23 protein-coding genes are annotated in these 19440 nt (G+C 36.7%); 4 read left to right on the top strand and 19 right to left on the bottom strand.

The features are described 5' to 3' along the window. Positions 1–23: 23 nt before the first annotated feature. Both ABIN61_00115 and ABIN61_00110 read left to right on the top strand, forming a co-directional pair. Positions 24–176, top strand: a complete 153-nt coding sequence (locus ABIN61_00115; GenBank protein ID MEO0292612.1) for a hypothetical protein — start codon at positions 24–26, stop codon at positions 174–176. Between the two features lie 596 nt (positions 177–772). Further along, positions 773–1003 (top strand): SufD family Fe-S cluster assembly protein, encoded by a 231-nt coding sequence (locus ABIN61_00110; protein ID MEO0292611.1) that lies wholly within the window; start codon positions 773–775, stop codon positions 1001–1003. 186 nt (positions 1004–1189) lie between these two features. Here the strand turns inward: ABIN61_00110 and ABIN61_00105 are convergent, their stop codons facing one another. Both ABIN61_00105 and ABIN61_00100 read right to left on the bottom strand, forming a co-directional pair. Further along, the gene (locus ABIN61_00105) at positions 1190–1642 is read right to left on the bottom strand and encodes a nucleotidyltransferase (protein MEO0292610.1); all 453 of its coding nucleotides are present in this window, start codon (positions 1640–1642) and stop codon (positions 1190–1192) included. Further along, positions 1590–1781, bottom strand: a complete 192-nt coding sequence (locus tag ABIN61_00100; GenBank protein ID MEO0292609.1) for a hypothetical protein — start codon at positions 1779–1781, stop codon at positions 1590–1592. Before ABIN61_00100 ends, ABIN61_00105 begins: the two co-directional genes overlap by 53 nt. Before the next feature lie 206 nt (positions 1782–1987). On the opposite strand from ABIN61_00100, the gene ABIN61_00095 reads away from it, so the two are divergent. Further along, positions 1988–2752: a M48 family metallopeptidase gene (locus tag ABIN61_00095; GenBank protein ID MEO0292608.1), complete on the top strand. Its 765-nt coding sequence runs from the start codon at positions 1988–1990 to the stop codon at positions 2750–2752. Positions 2753–2856: 104 nt separating this feature from the next. Here ABIN61_00095 and ABIN61_00090 read toward each other — a convergent pair whose 3' ends face one another. The 16 genes from ABIN61_00090 to ABIN61_00015 all read right to left on the bottom strand — a co-directional run bounded on the left by ABIN61_00090 (position 2857) and on the right by ABIN61_00015 (position 13824). Beyond that, positions 2857–3432 carry a pyruvate kinase alpha/beta domain-containing protein gene (locus ABIN61_00090; GenBank protein ID MEO0292607.1) on the bottom strand — a complete coding sequence of 192 codons (576 nt, stop codon included), beginning with the start codon at positions 3430–3432 and terminating at the stop codon, positions 2857–2859. A gap of 194 nt (positions 3433–3626) precedes the next feature. Continuing rightward, positions 3627–5894: an FG-GAP-like repeat-containing protein gene (locus ABIN61_00085; GenBank protein MEO0292606.1), complete on the bottom strand. Its 2268-nt coding sequence runs from the start codon at positions 5892–5894 to the stop codon at positions 3627–3629. Between the two features lie 771 nt (positions 5895–6665). Next, on the bottom strand, positions 6666–6917 hold the full coding sequence (locus tag ABIN61_00080; GenBank protein ID MEO0292605.1) for a GlsB/YeaQ/YmgE family stress response membrane protein: 252 nt from the start codon (positions 6915–6917) through the stop codon (positions 6666–6668). 164 nt (positions 6918–7081) lie between these two features. Then, a complete protein-coding gene (locus ABIN61_00075) occupies positions 7082–7930 on the bottom strand; it encodes a CPBP family intramembrane glutamic endopeptidase (protein ID MEO0292604.1) in 849 nt (282 codons plus the stop codon). 126 nt (positions 7931–8056) lie between these two features. Beyond that, positions 8057–8614, bottom strand: coding sequence for a permease (locus ABIN61_00070; protein MEO0292603.1), 558 nt, complete (start codon positions 8612–8614; stop codon positions 8057–8059). Next, on the bottom strand, positions 8611–8985 hold the full coding sequence (locus ABIN61_00065; GenBank protein MEO0292602.1) for a hypothetical protein: 375 nt from the start codon (positions 8983–8985) through the stop codon (positions 8611–8613). The genes ABIN61_00070 and ABIN61_00065 overlap by 4 nt, the downstream gene beginning before the upstream one ends. Positions 8986–9090: 105 nt before the next feature. Continuing rightward, positions 9091–9873, bottom strand: a complete 783-nt coding sequence (locus ABIN61_00060) for an NAD(P)-binding domain-containing protein (GenBank protein ID MEO0292601.1) — start codon at positions 9871–9873, stop codon at positions 9091–9093. Between the two features lie 12 nt (positions 9874–9885). Next, positions 9886–10077 (bottom strand): zinc ribbon domain-containing protein, encoded by a 192-nt coding sequence (locus tag ABIN61_00055; protein ID MEO0292600.1) that lies wholly within the window; start codon positions 10075–10077, stop codon positions 9886–9888. Positions 10078–10080: 3 nt separating this feature from the next. Then, on the bottom strand, positions 10081–10353 hold the full coding sequence (locus tag ABIN61_00050; protein ID MEO0292599.1) for a 4Fe-4S dicluster domain-containing protein: 273 nt from the start codon (positions 10351–10353) through the stop codon (positions 10081–10083). Beyond that, positions 10350–10712 (bottom strand): hypothetical protein, encoded by a 363-nt coding sequence (locus ABIN61_00045; protein ID MEO0292598.1) that lies wholly within the window; start codon positions 10710–10712, stop codon positions 10350–10352. Before ABIN61_00045 ends, ABIN61_00050 begins: the two co-directional genes overlap by 4 nt. A 20-nt stretch (positions 10713–10732) precedes the next feature. Continuing rightward, positions 10733–10888, bottom strand: a complete 156-nt coding sequence (locus tag ABIN61_00040) for a zinc-ribbon domain-containing protein (protein MEO0292597.1) — start codon at positions 10886–10888, stop codon at positions 10733–10735. Between the two features lie 16 nt (positions 10889–10904). Then, a complete protein-coding gene (locus ABIN61_00035) occupies positions 10905–11138 on the bottom strand; it encodes a thioredoxin family protein (protein ID MEO0292596.1) in 234 nt (77 codons plus the stop codon). An 18-nt stretch (positions 11139–11156) separates the two neighbouring features. Further along, positions 11157–11843: an aromatic aminobenezylarsenical efflux permease ArsG family transporter gene (locus ABIN61_00030; GenBank protein ID MEO0292595.1), complete on the bottom strand. Its 687-nt coding sequence runs from the start codon at positions 11841–11843 to the stop codon at positions 11157–11159. Then, positions 11843–12436: a nitrophenyl compound nitroreductase subunit ArsF family protein gene (locus ABIN61_00025; GenBank protein MEO0292594.1), complete on the bottom strand. Its 594-nt coding sequence runs from the start codon at positions 12434–12436 to the stop codon at positions 11843–11845. The genes ABIN61_00030 and ABIN61_00025 overlap by 1 nt, the downstream gene beginning before the upstream one ends. A gap of 10 nt (positions 12437–12446) precedes the next feature. Continuing rightward, positions 12447–13493 carry a permease gene (locus ABIN61_00020; GenBank protein ID MEO0292593.1) on the bottom strand — a complete coding sequence of 349 codons (1047 nt, stop codon included), beginning with the start codon at positions 13491–13493 and terminating at the stop codon, positions 12447–12449. A gap of 4 nt (positions 13494–13497) precedes the next feature. Beyond that, on the bottom strand, positions 13498–13824 hold the full coding sequence (locus ABIN61_00015) for a metalloregulator ArsR/SmtB family transcription factor (GenBank protein ID MEO0292592.1): 327 nt from the start codon (positions 13822–13824) through the stop codon (positions 13498–13500). Between the two features lie 556 nt (positions 13825–14380). On the opposite strand from ABIN61_00015, the gene ABIN61_00010 reads away from it, so the two are divergent. Beyond that, on the top strand, positions 14381–19054 hold the full coding sequence (locus ABIN61_00010; protein ID MEO0292591.1) for an MG2 domain-containing protein: 4674 nt from the start codon (positions 14381–14383) through the stop codon (positions 19052–19054). A gap of 50 nt (positions 19055–19104) precedes the next feature. On the opposite strand, the gene ABIN61_00005 is transcribed toward ABIN61_00010, so the two are convergent. Beyond that, complete coding sequence (locus ABIN61_00005) at positions 19105–19332, bottom strand: hypothetical protein (GenBank protein ID MEO0292590.1); 228 nt, start codon at positions 19330–19332, stop codon at positions 19105–19107. Positions 19333–19440 lie beyond the last annotated feature (108 nt).

The raw sequence follows: 19440 nt of genomic DNA, 5'->3' as shown, positions 1-19440 counted from the left end.
CAAAAATAATAAAAAAGTGTTTTTTGTCAAGGGAGAAAGTTAGTAAAAGAAAAAGTGGTGGAATAATTGTCAATCATTCATGGATGATTCTTGAAGAGTTACACACAGATAAAGGTTATGTAATGGTAGATAGAAGAATGGTTTGTTCTGGACCACCCATCGGTATCTTAGACTAAATTAAAAAATTCGGATTCGAAAGATTAAAGAAAGGAAAGAGAGATCAAAGATAGAGGCACCCTTCTAGTTGTGTTTTTTGTGCACACTCAGGGATTCAAATAGCTTCTTCATAATATTATTGTTCTTGAACCTAGCTAGAATTGAATATCATGACAGGCTGAGCTACAGGTAATATGGTATCTCTCCGCAGTCATCTTGCAGTTACCGAAATGTTCACCAAAGAGAAAGCAAATCTTACCTATACGATGATTCACGACTGGGAAACAGAGGTCGCCATATCCAAGGGCTAATGATGTCAAAAAAGACGCTGTTTTTACTTTAAATTACATTGCTTTAACACGGGTAAAAGAGATTCAGAGTAACCCGATTGCATTTCTTGCAGACGGAGCAAAGGTAAAATTCAATTCCATTATTTACGGAAGAAGTAGTTCGATCTTCGATATGGGACAAGGAGTATTTTGAATGGAGAAAAATCGAGCTTGGAAATTATAAGCATGGTAGCATCGGGGAAAAAGCCGAGTTATCTTACAGGCTTATATTGAAGGCAATGGTAAAGATAACAAAGGTCATACCGAGTGCAACGGTCTTCTTCTCGATGAAAAGAGTTCCGTCTAATACTATACCCGAACTTAAAGCCAATAATATAGATACGGAACTTTCCCATAAAGCCTCAATCGGGAAAATTGCCAGCGAAAAACTTAATTATCTTATGCAAAGAGGTCTCGATGAAGATAGTGCCCGTGCACTTCTAATTCGAAGTTTTCTTGAAAAGGGCATAGAAACTCTACCCGATAGTCTCAAGAAAAGAGTTGACAAAATGACTTAAGGGATAAACTCAAAAGAAGGAGTTTAGAATTTACCGCAAGGAACACAAAGTTTTTCGGTTTATTCTAACCTCCAACTTCTATCTTCTTTAACAACAACCAATCATACGAATAAAACGAATGAATTTCTATTTTATTCTACTTTCTATCTACCACCTATCGGCTTGCTACTTTTCCGACTTGTAATTTTATATTTCAGTTTTTTCCAATAATTCAAGGTCTGCGATGTCCTGTTTTCTTCCGCTTGCTTTTTTACTTTTTATCAATTCTCTTTTTCCTATAAAATAGACCCGTGTTCTCCCATATTTTTCTGCAATTTTGTTATTCCAGACTTCTTCAAACGAACATCCTGGTATAGAGGTCATTAAATCTATACGAACTGGTTCATAGCCAAGTTGTATTATTTGATTTTTTACCGTAAAATCTTCTTCTTTTAATTCGAGATTTTTGAATCCAAATTCATTCAACACCTTCAGCAATCTTTTCCCATTTTCTACCGCGGGTTCAACAAAAATATCAAGATCTTTAGTATAGCGTGGATTAGAATACAAAGCGAGTGCAAAAGCTCCTACAATAACATATTTTACTTTATTTTTGTTTAATAATTTTAAGAACTCTTCGTAATCCTTTTCTATCTTCATTTCTTCTCTTTAATTCTTCCTCCCTCAATTCCTGAACGATGGACAATCTTTCCTGAGGAGTCAGAGAAGAATAATATTTTGCCTCTTCTTCTTCGGAACGGTAAAGTTTAACTTTTTTTATCCAGATTGTTCTTTTCATACTTTGAATATAACACGAAATCTATTAAATTCAAGGGTATTTAGAAAGAACTATAGCAACAAACCAAACTACCATCTTACCTAAAAAACTTGTGCCTGAACGAGATAAATTCGGCATTTACAATTTTGACTTTCTCTAAACCTTTATTTTTACCCCACAATTTAATTTTTTCCTCTTGACTCTTTAATGAAATTATATATAATATTATGAAAAAATTTATCATTTTCTTATCGCTCTTCATTATTTCGTGTGTAACTACCGGCCCGGAAGGGAAAACCGACTTCATATTTATCTCAACCGCCGAAGAAGTAGAAATTGGCAAACAGGTAAAAGCAGATGTAGAATCAAAAGAAAAATTATTGGCAAAGCCGGCGGTTCAGAATTATGTCAATGAGGTAGGTCAGAAAATCGTGAGAGTATGCGACAGAAGGGATATTGAATATACATTCAAAGTGATTGACAAAAAAGAAATAAATGCCTTTGCATGTCCAGGGGGATTTATCTATGTTTACAGTGGATTACTTGAGACTCTTGACAACGAAGCCCAGCTTGCGGCAGTTCTTTCTCATGAAGTAAGTCATCTTGTAGCGAGACATTCTATAAAAAAATTACAAAACATATACGGATATTCGATACTTGCTCAAATTGCCCTCGGCGAAAAAGCAGAGGGTGCCGCAGGGACAATTGTAAATATTGCAGCAACTCTGATACTACAGGGTTATAGCAGAGATAACGAATTTGAGGCAGATAGGTACGGAATACTTTATGCGAAGAATGCAGGATACAATCCTGAGGGTATGATTCAGGTTTTTGAGAAGTTTAAGAAAATGGAAGGCAATCCTCCACCTGCAGTATTGGGGCTACTTTCTTCCCACCCTCCTGCAACTGACAGGATAGAGAAAGGGAAATCGGAAATAAGCAAGATAGGAGGAACCTCCCTGCCTTACTACGAAGAGAATTATAAAAAATAAAATCACTATTGTAGAATAAACCCCACGGTATTATTAACCACGAAGCTCACAAAGGACACAAAGATTTTTATTTTTTCTAAATCCCAAATCCTAATCGCTGAAACTCAATCCAGTCTCGGTTTACAGAGAATTTCTTTTACCTTAAGGTCAAAAAAGTTCTGAGTATTCGCCGGTTTCACAACGAGGGCTGTGTCTGCTCCTCTTCCTGTGCCGGCTATTGCAATCGTTTCTTTTTCTGTGTTTATAAGACCTGCATCTGCCGCCATCAAAGTAATTTCACAACAAACCTTTGTTCCTTCTCCGAATACCCGAAGAGTTTCGGCAATTATATCGTCAATCTGGTAAGTATTCATTTTCCTTCGAACCGCTCTCCCTATTCCTCCGAACGAATGAACACAGGTTAGGACACTTGCTCCAAGTTCTTCCAGTTTTTTTCTTGTCTTCAGAGGTAACTCCTGTTCATTTGGCTTATTGAATCCTGTGACATGAGTTACGATTATTGGATGATAGCCCTTGAAAACTTTCATTGCGGCAAGTGCTGTATAACCACCGGTTGTGGCTATCCCTATCTGGTCAATTCCAAGTTCCTTCGCTCTTTTAAGAGCAATCTGAAGAGTTTTTTCTGTATTTATTTTCCCTTCTTCTTCAAAATAAACGGTTTGAATTGAAACTTCTGCCATTCGACCTCCTTTTTAAAAATTTTAAACCACGAAGCTCACAAAGAGCACAAAGATTTTATTTTTTTACAGGTTGGATTTTGTAATTTCTCATTTTAGAACTCTGGATGTAGAGTTCTGGATTTGGTGGTGAGTTCGAAGTTCCCTCTTCGTGTCCCAATTTCTGTCCTCTCCGAGATTTCACTTCTATTTGCCGACTAACGGTTAATCAGAACAATTTTAGCTATTTTGGTAAACGCCCCACGGTTTGCTTCCATTTTAAGGAAGTATACACCTACCGGTTTACCTGCCATATCTATTTCTCTTGAATAAGAGCCAGCTGGTTTCTCTTCGGTAATTTCTTCTATTTTCGCACCTTTTAAATCATATATTTCAAATCTAACAGAAGACTTCAAAGGCAGGGCATACCTGACTTCAAACATCCTACCCGAGACGATTGTTCTTACATCCATCGAATAGAGTTCTGGCAACTTCTCTTCTGGAACCGCCGAAAGAGGTAAAATCCTGAAAACTTCATCACTTATATCATAGGGACTACCATCTGTATCGCTTATTCTTACAAGACAACTATCTGATGGGGTATTTGGAACGGTCCACTTAAAAATGCCGGTATCAGGCATACTTGCAATTATTTCTGTCCAGCTTGAACCGTTATCTATCGAATATTCTATTTTAACACTTCCGCTTGTACCCACAGAGTTCCAGGAGATATTGTAAGTGCTGTCTACATACAGTTCTTCCCCGCCGTTAGGTAAGGCGAGTATGATATAAGGAACGGGAGAAATTCTGAAAACTTCATCACTTATATCAGAGGGGCTTCCATCAGTATCACTTACTCTAACAAGACAACTATCAGAAAGTGTATTTGGAATAGTCCAAGAATAAATACCAGTATCCGGCATACTTGGAACAATTTCTATCCAGTTTAAACCATTGTCTATTGAGTATTCTATTTTAACTGTTCCACTTGTATAGGCAGAAGTCCAGGTGATGTTACAAGGGGTACCTACTTCCCACTCTTCCCCTCCATTGGGAGAGGTTATGGTAATAAAAGAATTGTTGTTAAATAAAATAGAAATATTGTCAGAATTAGAATTTGCAATAGCGAGGTCCAAATCCCCGTCGGCGTCAAGGTCAGAAGAAAAAACTGAATAAGGAGAATACCACGAGTAGTACTCGCCTTCTCTGGTGAAACTCCCATCGCTATTGTTCAATAAAATAGAAACATTTTGGGACGAAAAATTTGCGACAGCAAGGTCTAAATCCCCATCTCCGTCAAGGTCTGAAGAGAAAACGGAAATAGGATTTATCCCCACACTATAGTCTACTCTTCCTCCGAAGGTCCCATCTCCGTTGTTCAGTAAAATAGAAACACTGTGGGAACCTGCGTTTGTTACAGCGAGGTCTAGATCTCCATCTCCATCAAGGGCAGAAGAAAAAACAGAGGTAGGAGAAGTGCCCACACCATAGTCCACTTTCGGTTCAAAAGTCCCATCCCCATTGTTTTTCAAAATAGAAACATTATTGGAACCATTATTCGCTATACTAAGGTCTATATCTCCATCGCCATCGAGGTCTGAAGGAAAAACCGCCATAGGATAATTCCCCACGCCGTAGTCCTTTTTTCCAGCGAAAGTCCCATCTCCATTGTTCTTTAAAACTGAAACATTTTCGGAGAAATAATTCACCACAGCGAGGTCCAAATCACCATCTCTGTCAAGGTCAGAAGAAAAAACTGCTGTAGGTAAATCCCCCGCGCCGTAGTCCTTTTTTTCGGCGAAAGTTCCATCTCCATTGTTCTTTAAAATAGAAACATTGTTGGAACCATAATTTGCAACAGCAAGGTCCATATATCCATCGCCATCGAGGTCTGAAGGAAAAACCGCCATAGGATAATTCCCCACGCCGTAGTCCTTTTTTCCAGCGAAAGTCCCATCTCCATTGTTAAATAAAACAGAAACATTGTTAGAATTTGCAACAGCAAGGTCCATGTCTCTATCTCCGTCAAGATCCGAAGAAAAAACTGACCGAGGGGAACTCCCAATAGCATAGACTACCCTCTCAGCGAAAGTCCCACTTCCTCCATCCACTTCAACAGTAAAAGACCATTCGTAGGGTCTTCTTAAAGTATCACCTTCCGCATCTTCAATGTCCGTGGCAAGAATAACAGAAACTATCTCTCCTACAGCGAAATCATCATCCGGGTCAAATGTTGCTGTTCTTGTTCCAGAGTTATAAGTGTAAGTTCCTGTTTGTAATCCCCTTCGCAGGGAATAAACAATGAATGTGCTGCCGTTGATTGTGGAAGGATTCATATCTTGGTCAAATGTAACAGAGACATTCGTGCTCTTTGATACATTTATAGCATTTTGAAGAGGGGTTACAGAAACGACTTCTTGAGCGAAAGTGAGATTGGCATTAACAAGAAAAACAAAAAATAATGAGGCGATTATTACTTTTTTCATTTTTTCCTCCTTAAGATATCAACTAAAAATTAGCACGATTATGCAGACAGTCAAGTGGTCTGATGTCTGAGAGGGAGGAAGAGAGAGATGACTGTCTATCTTGTCTCAGTTAAGTGGAAATATTATAATGTTAGATTTATAGCCTAAAAGGAGGCAAGAATGCCAGGCAAAAGGTCAATCAGTGTTGAAAGAAAATTCACATTAGTGAGAGAGTTACCCCGATTAGTGATGTGACGAGAGTATTGAAAAGATAGCCAAAGACAGTGGGATATCCTCATAAGAGTTTACATCGTTGGAAGCAACAATTAGGCGTGAAACAGGTTTAAGGACACCAATAGAGGCATATAGTGGGCTTAGTTATTTAGAGACGGGGGGATTAAGGTTAATTGGAGGCAAAAGTTGTTTAAATCAATAACCCAAATTAAGGCGAGTAACTCTAACATAAAAATAGGGCAAAAATTTCCACTTTTTCCGGTCCAAGACAAAACATAGATTATATAATACATAAACTATTTTTCGAGACCCAAAACAAATATTTTTATAATAATTTATAGACTACAGAATTTAAACAAGAGATATTAGAATTGAGTTTTTGCAAGGGTTTGGGATTAAGATGAGTTTTGGGGGTGGAAAGTTGGGTTTAAGCCGATAAAGAAAGAAATGTTTTTTCGCTCGTTAGTGGTTGGTGAGGCTGTTGGTAGATTTTGAAAATCAACACCTTAACCCGCTAAGAGGGTTAAAATTCAGGATAGCCGTTAGGTCAAGAAGGTTCTATTTCCTTTTTATGGCGCGGTATATGATTAACAGAAGAATCGCTCCACCTAAAGCAAGTAAAAAACTTGTCAGGTTGAATCCGGTAACCGTTCCAATCCCGAGACGCGAGCCAATAAAACCGCCTACAAAAGCACCTGCGATTCCTAATAAAATGGTAACAATGATTCCTCCAGGGTCTTTACCTGGCATAACTAATTTTGCGAGGGCACCGACAATTAAACCCATGATAATCCACGAAAAAATTCCCATTTCAAACCTCCTTTATGATGAACAGGAGTTCATCAATTGGTTTATTTAAAACTTTAAACAAAAATATCCTCTCTGTCAAGTCTAATTCTACCCACACACCCTTTTTTTAACCAGATTTTATATATTTTTGAGAACCCGGGGAAGAAAATAGAATCCATAAGTCCCTATCCACCCAGCCGTCCAATATTCGAATTACTTTTCCTTATTTTTCTCAAAGCCAATCCAATAGATAGATAAAGAAGAGCTGCAATTATCCCACAAATCGGAGATATAAAAATCTCTTTATTGCTAATAATCTTTATGTAACCATCAATGACCAGTGGATTAACAAGTGAATCTTCGACTGTATGTAGTAAAACAACAGACCAGATAGAATTTGTCAGACGATAAATTTCAACAAACATCACTGTCCAGATCAACATATTTACCATAGCAACGAAAAAGAATATTATTCTATTGACCGGCAAAACAGAAGTAATCGTTGATTCCGATAAAAATAAAAGGTAATAAGGAAGATGCCAAATAGACCAGACTAAGCCAACAACGAGATAAATTGAAAAATCACCGACATTCAGATTTATCATTTTGGAAGTCAAATACCCTCGCCAGACAGATTCTTCAAATATATTCTTGATAAAATTAACAATAAGTAATCCGATAAAAACTTTTGCAAAAGCAGAAACATTGAAATTGGGGAAATCAATCCAACGAGTCAATTTGCCAATACCCAAAACAATGCCTGTTACTAAAGGAAAAACAATTAATGATACCACATACCATACACTACCGCTCTTTAGGTTAAGTTTTAATCCGGCATCTTTCCATCCATCTCCGAAGAATGTTCTAAGAACTATAACGGTTAATAAGGGAGTTACCAGCCAGATTCCCATCCCCAAGGTATTTTCACTCGGCTGCGGAGGAAGAAATTTATCAACGATAACTCCTACCCAACCACCAATTGTGACAATTGCAATAAATACAAGAATATTACGAATTGTCTTTTTGTTATTCATATTTTCCTCTTTTTTCTATACGCAATAATTCAGCTCCTTTATATCAAAGATTTTTGCATTCATCAAAATTATAATAATTGTTTCACCTGAACTGTCAAGCAGAAAAATGGTTGGCGGTTTGAAGGTTTAGAGATTTTCTTTTCCGGTTAACGCAGGCTGGTTCACAACGAAGTTCTTATCTTTCAAATAAAATTCCATTAGATAACCAATTAGAATAAATACAGGAAGAGTAACAGCAGTTCGTAACAACGAAAATTTTAACCCTAAAAAACCAATCTCAAAAGTCAACATCGGTATCTTAAGTGTTGAGAAAGCCCCAAGATAGATAAAAATATTTTTTATACTGCAGCCCTTTTTCCATAAGAGATATGCCACAGGGAAAGCACCGTATAATGGTCCTGCCTGTAGCATCGCCAGAAGGATACACCAGATTGTCCCTTTGATGCCTGAACTTTTTCCAATGTATTTTTCTACTTTATACTTGGGAAACCAGACATCAAAAAGGCCGATGAGAATAAACATAAAAGGCAGAAAAGTTATCATCTCAACAAAAAATAGCCAGAAATTTTCCCGAATAACTTTTGCCGGAGCAAAATTAAAAATACGGGAGAGAAGAATAAATACTCCAAAAATAATTGCTAAAATATATTCGGTCTCGGCAATCTTCAAAATAAATTTTTTCATAAAAATATCCCGATAACGAGACCAACAATTAACGCACCAACAAAACTCAAAACATTTCTTATTACACTTACTTTCATACCAAAATATTTTGCTTCCAGAGGCAAGGTTAAAACGCCAACCATCAATAAAGTCGTAATGAATACTGCCAGCACTCTATATGATACACCACTTTTTAAAAGAATTGCTGCTAAAGGATATGTAATAAACATTGGTATAAGTGAAACCGAGCCTAAAACAGCGGCAATGCCCAAACCAAACACACCCGAATTTTTACCCAATAAATTAGTCAGTATCTCTTTGGGCACAAGATACAAAAACACGCTAACTAAAATCAACACATTCAACACCATCGGCAATAACCCAAGAAACATTTTTAAACCCTTCTTAATTCCCAAAAAAGTTTTCTTTTTATCTCGAAGGAAGGAAATTGTTAAGAGGATAAAGGTTAGAATTAAGAGGAATTTCACATATCTTTCCTAAATCGCTTTCAGTTTCTTGTGTAACGGCTCAAGCCTGGAATGATAGGCTTCTTTGATTTGAGTTTCAAAATCCTGTAATGGGCGAACGGGAATCAAATCCATTACCTCTTCTGGTGATAAGCCTGACCCCAAAAGTGTTTTTATTGTTCCGTTAACCATTTTTGCGATACCCTTTTCTGCTTCCTGTTCATTGAGTCCAAAACTTTTTGCAATTTCCTTTAATTCATTGAATTGAAACCAGAAATAGGTAGGACCCATTCCGGTGATAACTGCATAGGCTTCCAGTTTTTCCTCTGAAACAACCGGACATTCTCCTAAAACAGAAAGAAAATCAAGCAAAGTTTTTTTCTCTTCTTCAGTTACCGTATCGGAAAATGTCACTGGATTATAACCCTCATTCACAATAGAACAGGCGTTTGGAATCATCCGCACAATCTTGGGAAAACACTTGGTCCCTTCCACAATTTTCTCTATTTTTACTCTTGGGACCAGAGAAATGAAAAAGGTTGTTGGTTTAATAAAAGTTTTAATTTCAGTTAGGACATCGGCTGTTACCTGTGGATGGACCGCGAAGAATACCATCTCCTTTTCCGCAGGTAGAGAATTATCATTGGGTGCAATTGTAATCTCCGGGAACTCATTTTGCAGTTTTTGTAGAGTTTCAATATTTGTATCACTTACAACAATTTCCCCGGGCACTTTTCCTCTTCTTTTAAGACCGTTAATAATAATTCTCGTTATTCTTCCGCCGCCAATAAAACCCAATGAGCTAATTTCCATTTTCACACCTCTCTATCCCTGACAACCACAGGTTGGTGAACTACCCTTCGAACTTCCAACTGCAAAACTGCTAAAGACCTGAAGAACCTTCTCACTGCCACATTTAGGGCAGATGACTCTTAGCCCTTTTTCTTTTTCCTCAATTGTGGCTAATACCTCTATTCGCTCGCCACAATCGGAACAGATGTATTCATAGACAGGCATAATTTAAACTCCCTGTTTTACTTTCTTAACCATTTCTTTCAGTTCCTCTCGAGTAGGAAACTCAATTGCTCCATTTGGACAGAGATTAGAACAGGCTGAGCAACCGATTACACAGTTGTAAGGCTTTACAACTTTTGGACGATTATTCTCTTCGTCCCACTCAAGAACACCATTATGACAGAAATTGAAACATTCCTTACAACCCACACATTTTTCGTGGTCAATGGTAGGAAACCAGGGAATTTTTTCTCTTGGGATGCCACCAAACACACTCATAGACCCTCTAAAGTCTCTCTAACTTTTTTTATTGCATCTTCGGTTGACATATTCCGGAGGTCTAAAGGAATTACCTGTTCATCGAAATTTCCACCGGCTTCAGCAAATGCATCCTTGAACATCTTCCTCTGCATCTTGGGGTCGCAGGCTCCAATTACATATTTTACATTTGGTTTGATGTAATCTTTAACAAAACGGTCGCCATCGTCAACGCAAAGTTGAGGATGGACAATTGCATATTCAACATCCATTTCTGTTCTCACCGTGTTTATGAGCTCCCAGAGGTTTAGACTTGAAAATCCAGGACATTGGCCTGTGCAGATACACATAATAAATCTTGGTTTATAATTCTTACTCATTATCTTCCTCCTTTCTCTTTTTAGTGATTGTCTTCAATGTCTCCAATTATTTCATCGCAGTTCTTGCAATACCAGAATGCCTTACAACAGGAACTTACAAACTCAAGTTCGCCATTACAATTCGGACATTTTTTGTTTTCTTTTTGTCCTGTTTCAGTTTCAAATTCATTATCCATAAGTTTATCTCCTTTCTCAGGAACTTAAAACTTTCTTTACCTCTTCCACAGATGGAACCTTGCCCGACATAACAACTTTTCCGTCAACAATCACAGCAGGAGTCATTCTGACTCCAAGTCTTGCATATCCTCTTATATCGTAAAGATGAGAAATCTCGGCAGAGAGTTTCAACTGGGCACAGGCTTCTTTTACAGCCTTCTCGGTCGCCAAGCACCTCGGACAACCAGGTCCTGCAATCTGAATTTTCATCTATTACCTCCTTTTGTTTTAAAACAATTTAAAGATGTAAGCCAACACATAGTAAATTCCAACCAGAATAAAAATAACTCCTGTGACTTTCTTTGTAATCGCTTCAAATTTGACTGCTCTTTCATACATTCTGCCTATGTGGGAAGAACCAAGAGCAATAAAAATAGCAAAAAGTAAAACAGGTAGCCCCGTTCCCATTCCATAAAATAGCGGCAAAATCACTCCTGAATTTGCCTTAAGTGCGAGAGGGATAAGACTGCCAAAAAATAGAGCGGCAGAAACAGGACAGAACGCAAGAGCGAAAAGCATTCCCAAAAATAGAGAGCCGAAAATGCCAATCTCATCAAGTTTTCTCTGCCAGGACTCGGAAACGGAAATGCTCGGTATTTTTATGTTAAACAACAAATCAAGTAAAAACATTCCCACCAGAATCAAAAGGATTCCCAGGATTTTGTTAATGTAGAGCTGGAGGAAATTTGAAACGAGGGGAATATTAATGGCTGCCCTAACAACGAGAAACCCAATAACAATATAGGTAACTGCTCTCCCAATTGTATAGAGAATACCCGATAAGAGAACAACGACTTTGTGGGCAATTCTGTAGGAGACAAATGATATCGCAGCAATATTGGTCGCAAGGGGACAGGGACTTATCGAAGTCAATATCCCAAGCCATAATGCTGTAAGAAGAGGTAACAATCCCATTATCTTGCCTCCTCTAAAAATTTCTCCACCTCATTTTTAACATATTGATAGAAATTCTCTTTACTGTGAATATAAGACCAGACCTCGGTGAGATTTTTCCATTTTATCTCTTTATTGTCTTCCTTGAGTGAAATTATGAGAGATTTCGTGTAAAGCTGGTAATCCTGGATGAAATGTCTATTTTCTGGTTCTTCTGCATTTATAGAGCTGAACTCTAATATTCCGTTCTGTATTTCTTTGGCAAAATACTGTTCGATTGCTTCTTTTGAATATCTTTCAATTGTAAGGCAGGTGGGACATCGGTAAGTTCCATGAAAATAGTAGGCAAGCACTTTTTTCTTCTTTTCTTCTTTTTTGGGAGCCGAATTTTGTGTTTTTGTTTCATTTTTTGCTACATTAACATTAGGAATTTCAGGGACTTTTTCCTTATTTGTTTCCGTTTCTTTTTCATTAACAGTATCTACCTCCTCTCGGATTTCTTCCTTTTGCATTTTTTCCTCTTTTTTATTCATGACTTCTCCCTTGATTAGATAAGCAATGCTGAAGAGAACAAAAGCGAGAAGAAGAACAGAAATCACTTTTTTCACCTTCATTTTTTTCTCCTTAAAATATAAAGTTTCCAAAGAACCATCCTACCAAAGTTCCAAGAACAACAATAAGAGGGACATAGACAAGGGCTTTTTTAACCCCGAATACTCTTCCTATTGCAAGCCAGTTTGGTAAACTTAAACCAGGTCCGGTCAAAAGAAGAGTAAGGGCAGGACCTTTTCCCATACCCAATTTCATCAAAGTATGGACAAAAGGCGCTTCGGTCATTGTTGCAAAGTAACTTATAGCCCCAATAACTGTCGCAAAAAAAGATGCACGGAGGCGCTCTCCTCCAAGATAGGTTTTAATCCAGCTTTCGGGCAATATCTTACCTATTACACCCACAATAAAGACACCGACTAAAAGCAAAGGAAAGATAATCTTAACAAACCACCATGTTTCCCGGAGCCAGTCGCCGAGTTTTTCTTTCGAGAAAACCTTAATGGCATAGATTAACATAACCAGAGAAGAAATTAACCAGACCAGAACTTTATAAATATATGCTCCTCCTCTTACGAGATAGTTGGGTAAAAGGAGGGAGAGAAGTATAAGAAAAAGCAAAACCAGCTCTTTTCGCTCGATGATTGTCTTTTTTTGTGTTTCTTCCGTAGTGGTTGTAGATTCTTTTCTTTCTTCTCGAAAGACAAAACTCATCACCCAGCCGACAATAAAAGCCATAAAAAGAGCAGCTACAATTCTTGAAATAACCATTCCTCCGCCGAGGATATTTCCAGTGTAGGTAAGAGCAAGGATATTAGCACTAGGTGCAACCCAGAGAACAATAAAGGCAACTCCAATTCCTGCACCTCCGTAGTAAAGACCACTTGCAACAGGGATAACAGTGCAGGAGCAAGCCGCAAGAAAGAAACTCGAAATACTCGCAAGAGGAAAAGACCTGCTCTTTCTTGTTTCTTCGCCAAGATGCTCTAAAATAGCGTTACGATTAATGAATGTTACAATTGCCCCTGCAAGAAGAAATGCTGGAACAAGACAGGTCAGAATATGTGTGGCAGCATAGTCCTTTAACGCCAAAAACCCAGCTTTTATTATTTCTAAAAACATTGTTTTACCCCTTTCTTATCTCTTTTCTTAGGTATTTTTTAAGGTTTTTCAAATCTTCTTCCGAAAGATTTACCTCTTTTTTTAAATCCCGAATCAATTTACTTTTGCATATCTCCGGATTTGCAGAATAAATAATCCATTGTCCTTCTCTTTTATTAAGAATCAACCCCGCCTCCTTTAAGATTCTCAAACAATTAGAAATTCTCGGTTGTTTCATATTGAGAATATTCATCAATTCACAAACACAAAGCTCGCTCCGGGTAAGTAAAAGAAAAATCCTCAATCTCGTCTCGTCCGAAAGAGCATTAAAAATTTTCAAAAATTTCTTCATCTTTTTCTCCTTTTTATTAAAAAATTAAAATATTATAATATATTAATTAATTTTGTCAAGTAATTTATTGGCTTTCTGTTGAAAATTTGAAATTTTTCTTAGAATTCATCAACTTAGAGACTGTTTTAAAAATTTTAATTCTTCTCCATCTATTAAAATATTTTTCAATAAGTCAGTATTTCTTAATATAGATCTACTCCGAGAATTGTTCACCTAAGTTTCTAAAAGTCTCTTCTGTCAAGAAATAAAAATAATATTATTATGCTTTTCTCTTTCTAAAGGCATATTTATAGTTCCTCTTCCAATTCCATTCATAAGCTGATTTTCTCTTCTTTGGTTATTATTTCAGATTTTTTAAGATATTTTGAATTCGGAATGTAATTAATGGGTGTAAATTAAAGTGGAAATAACATAAGAGATGTCCTATCTTGCCTTATTATCTTTTTCTGTTATAATTAAAAATAAGGGATGAAGAGTAGTAACCAAACCTCTGAAGATAATAATAAAAACTACTTTATAAACCTAAGCCCTAAATAGGGAGAAAGGAGAATAGAAAATGAGATTTTTTTTGCAAATAAGTATTGGAATTTTAGTAATTTATTCAAACTTAATGGCAAAAGTTAGTTCTTCTAAATCCATTAATAATCTATATTTAAATATTCCAATTGAAAGTTTAAAAGGAGAATCAGGCAAATGTAGGATTTCGGTTATTGATCCTGAGGATAATGTTGTAGGTGAAATTACTCGCCGGATTTACATTGAGAAAGGTTATTATTCATTCCCTATAAAAATAAAATTAGAAAAAGAGGTCGAAGATCTTGATCTTTTACGAGTAAGAGTGAAATTCAAAAACACAGAAAAAATATATTCTTTATTTCAACTTCAGGATAAAATGATTATAAGGATTTTAGGGCAAGATAATTTTATTTCTGGAACTCCTATAAAATATCGTATTATTACAAAGAATCTTCGAACTGATGAACCAATTCAAGGGGCAAAGGTAAGAGTTGTTTTAGAAAGGCAAAATTCCGAGAAAATCGTATATGAAGGAGAAACAGATAATTCGGGAACGTGCGAGACAAATTTCATCTTACCAAAGGATATAAAAAATGGTGAATTTAAATTTATTGTAAGTTCTAAATTAGGAAAGGATGAGTTCAAAACAAGTTTTAAAATAACAACTGGAAACCTGACCTATCTTGTTACAGATAAACCCATTTATCAACCAGGCCAGATGATCCATATAAGAACATTATCTTTGCAGAAGCCTAGACTCAATTCCATAAAAGATAAAGAAATAACCTTTGAGATTGAAGATGCTAAAGGTAATAAGGTATTTAAGAAAGTGTTAAAGACGGATGAATTTGGGGTTGCATATACACCATTTTTACTTGCCGATGAAGTAAATTTTGGTAAGTGGACAATTCGTGCAATACTTGAGAATGAAAAGACAGAAAAGACTGTAAGGGTTGAGAAATATCTCTTGCCAAAGTTTAAAATTAACTTAAACACAGATAAAGAATTTTATTTACCTGGGGAAGAGCTTGAAGGTCGTGTAGATGTTCAATATTTCTTTGGTAAACCTGTTTCAGAAGGAAAGGTTAAAATTACGGTATATAAGTTTGATATTGGTTTTAATGAAGAAGCAGTGATTGAAGGGAAAACTGATAGAAATGGTCAATTTCATTTTACCTATAGATTGCCTCTCTATTTTGTTGGTGAACCACTTGAAAAAGGCGATGCTTTTGTGAGGTTAGATATTGAGGTGATTGACAAAGCAAATCACAGCGAAAAGATTACTGTAACAAAGAAGATTGTGCAAAACCTCATAAATATTGCAGTTGTTCCTGAAGGTGGTATGCTTAGGCCAAATCTTGAAAATAGAATCTATGTTGTTGCGAACTATCCTGATGGTTCTCCTTGTCTTGCACAGGTTGAGATGAGTATAGAGGGGAGAAAGCAAATAAGTAAGACGGATGATTATGGGGTGGCAGAATTTATCTATAATCCAAGAAAAGAAAAAATAGAGGTTTCTGTAAAAGTTACTGATAATAAAGGGGAGAGCGCTGAAGTGAAGAAGGATTTCGTTATGAACCTACAGCAAGAGCAACTGATAATGCGAATGAAAAAGGGAATATATAAGGTGGGTGATTTTGTGAATTTGGAATTTCTTACAACAAAAAAAGTGGGTAGGATTTACCTTGATATTATTAAGGACAATCAGACAGTGCTCACAAAGTCTATTGAAATAAAAGATGGTAAAGGGAGTTATCAATTACAGTTTACTCCTGATATTACCGGCTCAATCTGGTTACATGCTTATATTGTGACTCAGGGATCAGATATTATTAGGGATACAAGATTCTGCTATGTCCATAGTGCAAATGATCTTGTTATAAATACGAAACTCAATAAAGAACAATATCTTCCAGGTGAAGAAGGTGAGATTCAATTTACAATTACTGATAAAAATGGAAAGCCTAAAATCGCTACACTTTGTCTTGCAGTGGTTGATGAAGCAGTCTTTGCAGTAAGTGAGTTGCAACCAGGACTTGAAAAGGTCTATTTTACCTTAGAAAAAGAGATATTAACGCCTCGTTATGAGATTCATGGATTTGAGCCAGAAAATATTGTGAAGGAGCCAAAGATTGATGAACGAGCAGAGGTTGTTATGTTTTCAACCCTTATGCCAAAAGAGCCATTTCCTGTGAATTACGGTACTCCTCTTGATGTGAATGAAAAGATTTCTCTCGTATTTTACAAAAAACTTGAGGAGGTAAAGTGGAAAATTTATGCGGCAATCAATAAATATTATGATCGTTTCTCTGAGTATCCAAAGACCAAGGATGCACTCAAGACTCTGATAAAAGAAGGTTTTTTAAAAGAAAAGGATCTCCTTGATCCATGGAATCGGGAATACCGCATTGCCTGTGAAGATGAATATTTTACTTATTTTACAATCACAAGTGCTGGACCTGATGGGGTTTTTGAAACTGATGATGATATAAGTGAAAGGAGGTTGAGAAGGTTTCAATCAATTGAAGCAATAACTTTAATGTCTGAAGCAGGAAGACCTCCTGCGGTTAAATTTGATAGATTGGAACGTAAAAAAGCAGAAGCCCCCGAAGAGCCAAGAGTTCGTGAATATTTTCCTGAAACTTTCATTTTTGAACCCGGACTTATAACCGATGTAAGTGGAAAGGCAAAAATCACGGTTACGATGCCAGATGCTATAACAAACTGGAGAGCGACGATGTTTGCCTCTACACAAAAGGGAGAGCTCGGCTCCAGAGTATCCCAAATAAAAGTTTTTCAGGATTTCTTTGTTGATATAGATTTGCCTCTTACCTTAACTCAAGGTGATGAGATCTCAATACCAATTGCCTTATATAATTATCTACCCAAACAGCAAAAGATTAGGGTTATCTTAGAAAGTGGAGATTGGTTTGAGAATCTTGGGGAAAAAGAGATAACAAAGATAATGGATAAAGATGAGATATCGGTTGTGTATTTCCCAATAAGAGTAAAGGAACTTGGTTATCATTCGATAACAGTGAAAGCTTATGGTGAGGCAAGATCTGATGCAGTAAAAAGGCAGGTTACGGTTTTACCCGATGGCAAGCGTTTTGAGAGTATAATCTCAGACCGTCTCGAGGGAAATGTGGTTAAGAAAGTGGGCTTTCCTCTTAATGCCATACCTAATGCAAATTCACTAATTCTTAAACTCTATCCTGGTATATACTCTCAAATTGTTGAGGGCCTTGATAAACTTCTTAGAATGCCTTTCGGTTGCTTTGAGCAGACTTCTTCAATTACCTATCCCAATATTTTGATTTTAAACTACTTACGAGAGACAAATCAGATTAAACCAGAGGTTGAGATGAAGGCAGAAGAGTACATTAGTATTGGTTATCAGAGGCTATTGTCCTTTGAAGTGGAAGGTGGGGGATTCTCTTGGTTTGGAGATGAACCTGCGAGTAAGATTCTCACTGCATATGGCCTTATGGAATTCAATGATATGAGCAAAGTTTATAATATTGATGAGAGATTGATTGAGAGGACCTCTAAGTGGCTAAAAAATCAACAAAATAAAGATGGTTCCTGGTCCCCAGATAAACAGTATTTACATCCAGAAGCATGGGGTAGGATACAGAATAATGAGATAATGCCCACAGCGTATATTGTGTGGGCTCTTGCTGAAGTTGGACAAAAAGATGGCTCTGCACAAAAGGGTCTTAATTATTTAGAAACGAGATGGGAAGAGGTGGATGATGCATATGTCCTTGCACTTATTGCTAATGCGTTTGTAGCAATGGATCCAAAGTCAGAAACCACAATTAAAATTCTACAAAAGCTAATTGATATGGCGAAAGAAGATAATGGGGCAATATACTGGGAGTCAAATTTTCCTTCAATAACCCTTACTCGTGGGAAGGGGACAGATATTGAGACAAGTGGTCTTGCCACTTATGCTCTTGTTAAATCAGGTAAGTTCTCTCCTGTGGCAACTAAGGCTTTGACTTTTTTGATTCGGTCAAAGGATTCCTCAGGAATGTGGTATACAACTCAGGGAACAATTATTGCACTACGCGCACTTGTTGCAGCTCTTCGTGGAGGAAGTGAAGATGTAAATGCTACGATTTTTGTATTTCATAATGATAGGAAGGTGGACGAGATAAAAGTTGATAAGAGCAATATAGATGTGATGCGGCAGATTGATTTGAGTGAAAATTTAAGAAATGAGAATACAGTTGAAATCCAACTTAATGGAGAAGGCAATTTCTTATATGAGATAATAAGTTCTTATTACCTTCCGTGGAAGGACTTACCAAGACCGAAGGAACCGCTCTTTGCTATTGATGTTAATTATGACAGAACCCAGCTTTCAATAAATGATTTGGTGCGGGTTGATGTTTCTGTTAAACTATTAAAGAGTGGAATAGCTCAGATGGTTATGATTGACCTGGGGATCCCTCCAGGATTTGAAGTTCAAACGCCAACTCTTGATGAATATGTGAATAATAAAACCATTCAGAAGTATAACCTTACTTCCCGTCAGATAATTGTATACATTGAATCAATTTCCTCTGATAAGCCAGTTAAATTTTCATACAATTTAAAGGCAAAATATCCAGTTCGGGCAAAGGTTCAATATTCAAGAGTATATGAATATTACAACGTAGATAGAGAGGCGATTGTTCAGCCATTTGAGATAAGTGTAACAAGGTGATTCTTAAAGTTATTTGAAACAGGAGTTTGAACTTATTTTAGTAATTAACCTTAGACTAAAGAAAAATAAATTAGGAGGTTATCGCACTCTTTTTCTAATGAGACCTTCCAAGGCAGGTGGTGGACACTTTGAGATATTTTAACATTCACAAGGTCTAATTCCAGATCAAGAGTCACATCCATTTTCTTCTCCAGGAGTTTATCAAGATCCGGCACAAACAAGTGGAGAAGTTCAGGAGATTTATTTCTCTCAATAAGTATCTCTAAAGTGTTTATCATTCTTGTTTGAGTTCTTTCTCATCGTATTAAAGAAAAATAGATAATTATTGACTTTATGAAAGAAATGCTCTTTCCCTTCAAAGACTTCTATATCAAAGAATTCTCTTT

It is taken from the genome of candidate division WOR-3 bacterium (assembly GCA_039804165.1).
GTDB lineage: Bacteria > Hydrothermota > UBA3072 > UBA3072 > UBA3072 > JAFGHJ01.
Note: the sequence above shows the minus strand (reverse complement) of the source record. Positions and strands in the feature narration are given on the sequence as shown.

Bases quoted from the DNA above. Each gene is read 5' to 3' on its own strand.
- ABIN61_00075 (MEO0292604.1), bottom strand. From the start codon at position 7,930: ATGAATAACAAAAAGACAATTCGTAATATTCTTGTATTTATTGCAATT.
- ABIN61_00010 (MEO0292591.1), top strand. From the start codon at position 14,381: ATGAGATTTTTTTTGCAAATAAGTATTGGAATTTTAGTAATTTATTCA.
- ABIN61_00060 (MEO0292601.1), bottom strand. From the start codon at position 9,873: ATGGAAATTAGCTCATTGGGTTTTATTGGCGGCGGAAGAATAACGAGA.
- ABIN61_00065 (MEO0292602.1), bottom strand. From the start codon at position 8,985: ATGTTTCTTGGGTTATTGCCGATGGTGTTGAATGTGTTGATTTTAGTT.
- ABIN61_00030 (MEO0292595.1), bottom strand. From the start codon at position 11,843: ATGGGATTGTTACCTCTTCTTACAGCATTATGGCTTGGGATATTGACT.
- ABIN61_00105 (MEO0292610.1), bottom strand. From the start codon at position 1,642: ATGAAGATAGAAAAGGATTACGAAGAGTTCTTAAAATTATTAAACAAA.
- ABIN61_00020 (MEO0292593.1), bottom strand. From the start codon at position 13,493: ATGTTTTTAGAAATAATAAAAGCTGGGTTTTTGGCGTTAAAGGACTAT.
- ABIN61_00050 (MEO0292599.1), bottom strand. From the start codon at position 10,353: ATGAGTGTGTTTGGTGGCATCCCAAGAGAAAAAATTCCCTGGTTTCCT.
- ABIN61_00025 (MEO0292594.1), bottom strand. From the start codon at position 12,436: ATGAAGGTGAAAAAAGTGATTTCTGTTCTTCTTCTCGCTTTTGTTCTC.
- ABIN61_00090 (MEO0292607.1), bottom strand. From the start codon at position 3,432: ATGGCAGAAGTTTCAATTCAAACCGTTTATTTTGAAGAAGAAGGGAAA.
- ABIN61_00015 (MEO0292592.1), bottom strand. From the start codon at position 13,824: ATGAAGAAATTTTTGAAAATTTTTAATGCTCTTTCGGACGAGACGAGA.
- ABIN61_00100 (MEO0292609.1), bottom strand. From the start codon at position 1,781: ATGAAAAGAACAATCTGGATAAAAAAAGTTAAACTTTACCGTTCCGAA.
- ABIN61_00070 (MEO0292603.1), bottom strand. From the start codon at position 8,614: ATGAAAAAATTTATTTTGAAGATTGCCGAGACCGAATATATTTTAGCA.
- ABIN61_00110 (MEO0292611.1), top strand. From the start codon at position 773: ATGAAAAGAGTTCCGTCTAATACTATACCCGAACTTAAAGCCAATAAT.
- ABIN61_00045 (MEO0292598.1), bottom strand. From the start codon at position 10,712: ATGAGTAAGAATTATAAACCAAGATTTATTATGTGTATCTGCACAGGC.
- ABIN61_00080 (MEO0292605.1), bottom strand. From the start codon at position 6,917: ATGGGAATTTTTTCGTGGATTATCATGGGTTTAATTGTCGGTGCCCTC.
- ABIN61_00040 (MEO0292597.1), bottom strand. From the start codon at position 10,888: ATGGATAATGAATTTGAAACTGAAACAGGACAAAAAGAAAACAAAAAA.
- ABIN61_00005 (MEO0292590.1), bottom strand. From the start codon at position 19,332: ATGATAAACACTTTAGAGATACTTATTGAGAGAAATAAATCTCCTGAA.
- ABIN61_00035 (MEO0292596.1), bottom strand. From the start codon at position 11,138: ATGAAAATTCAGATTGCAGGACCTGGTTGTCCGAGGTGCTTGGCGACC.
- ABIN61_00085 (MEO0292606.1), bottom strand. From the start codon at position 5,894: ATGAAAAAAGTAATAATCGCCTCATTATTTTTTGTTTTTCTTGTTAAT.
- ABIN61_00095 (MEO0292608.1), top strand. From the start codon at position 1,988: ATGAAAAAATTTATCATTTTCTTATCGCTCTTCATTATTTCGTGTGTA.
- ABIN61_00055 (MEO0292600.1), bottom strand. From the start codon at position 10,077: ATGCCTGTCTATGAATACATCTGTTCCGATTGTGGCGAGCGAATAGAG.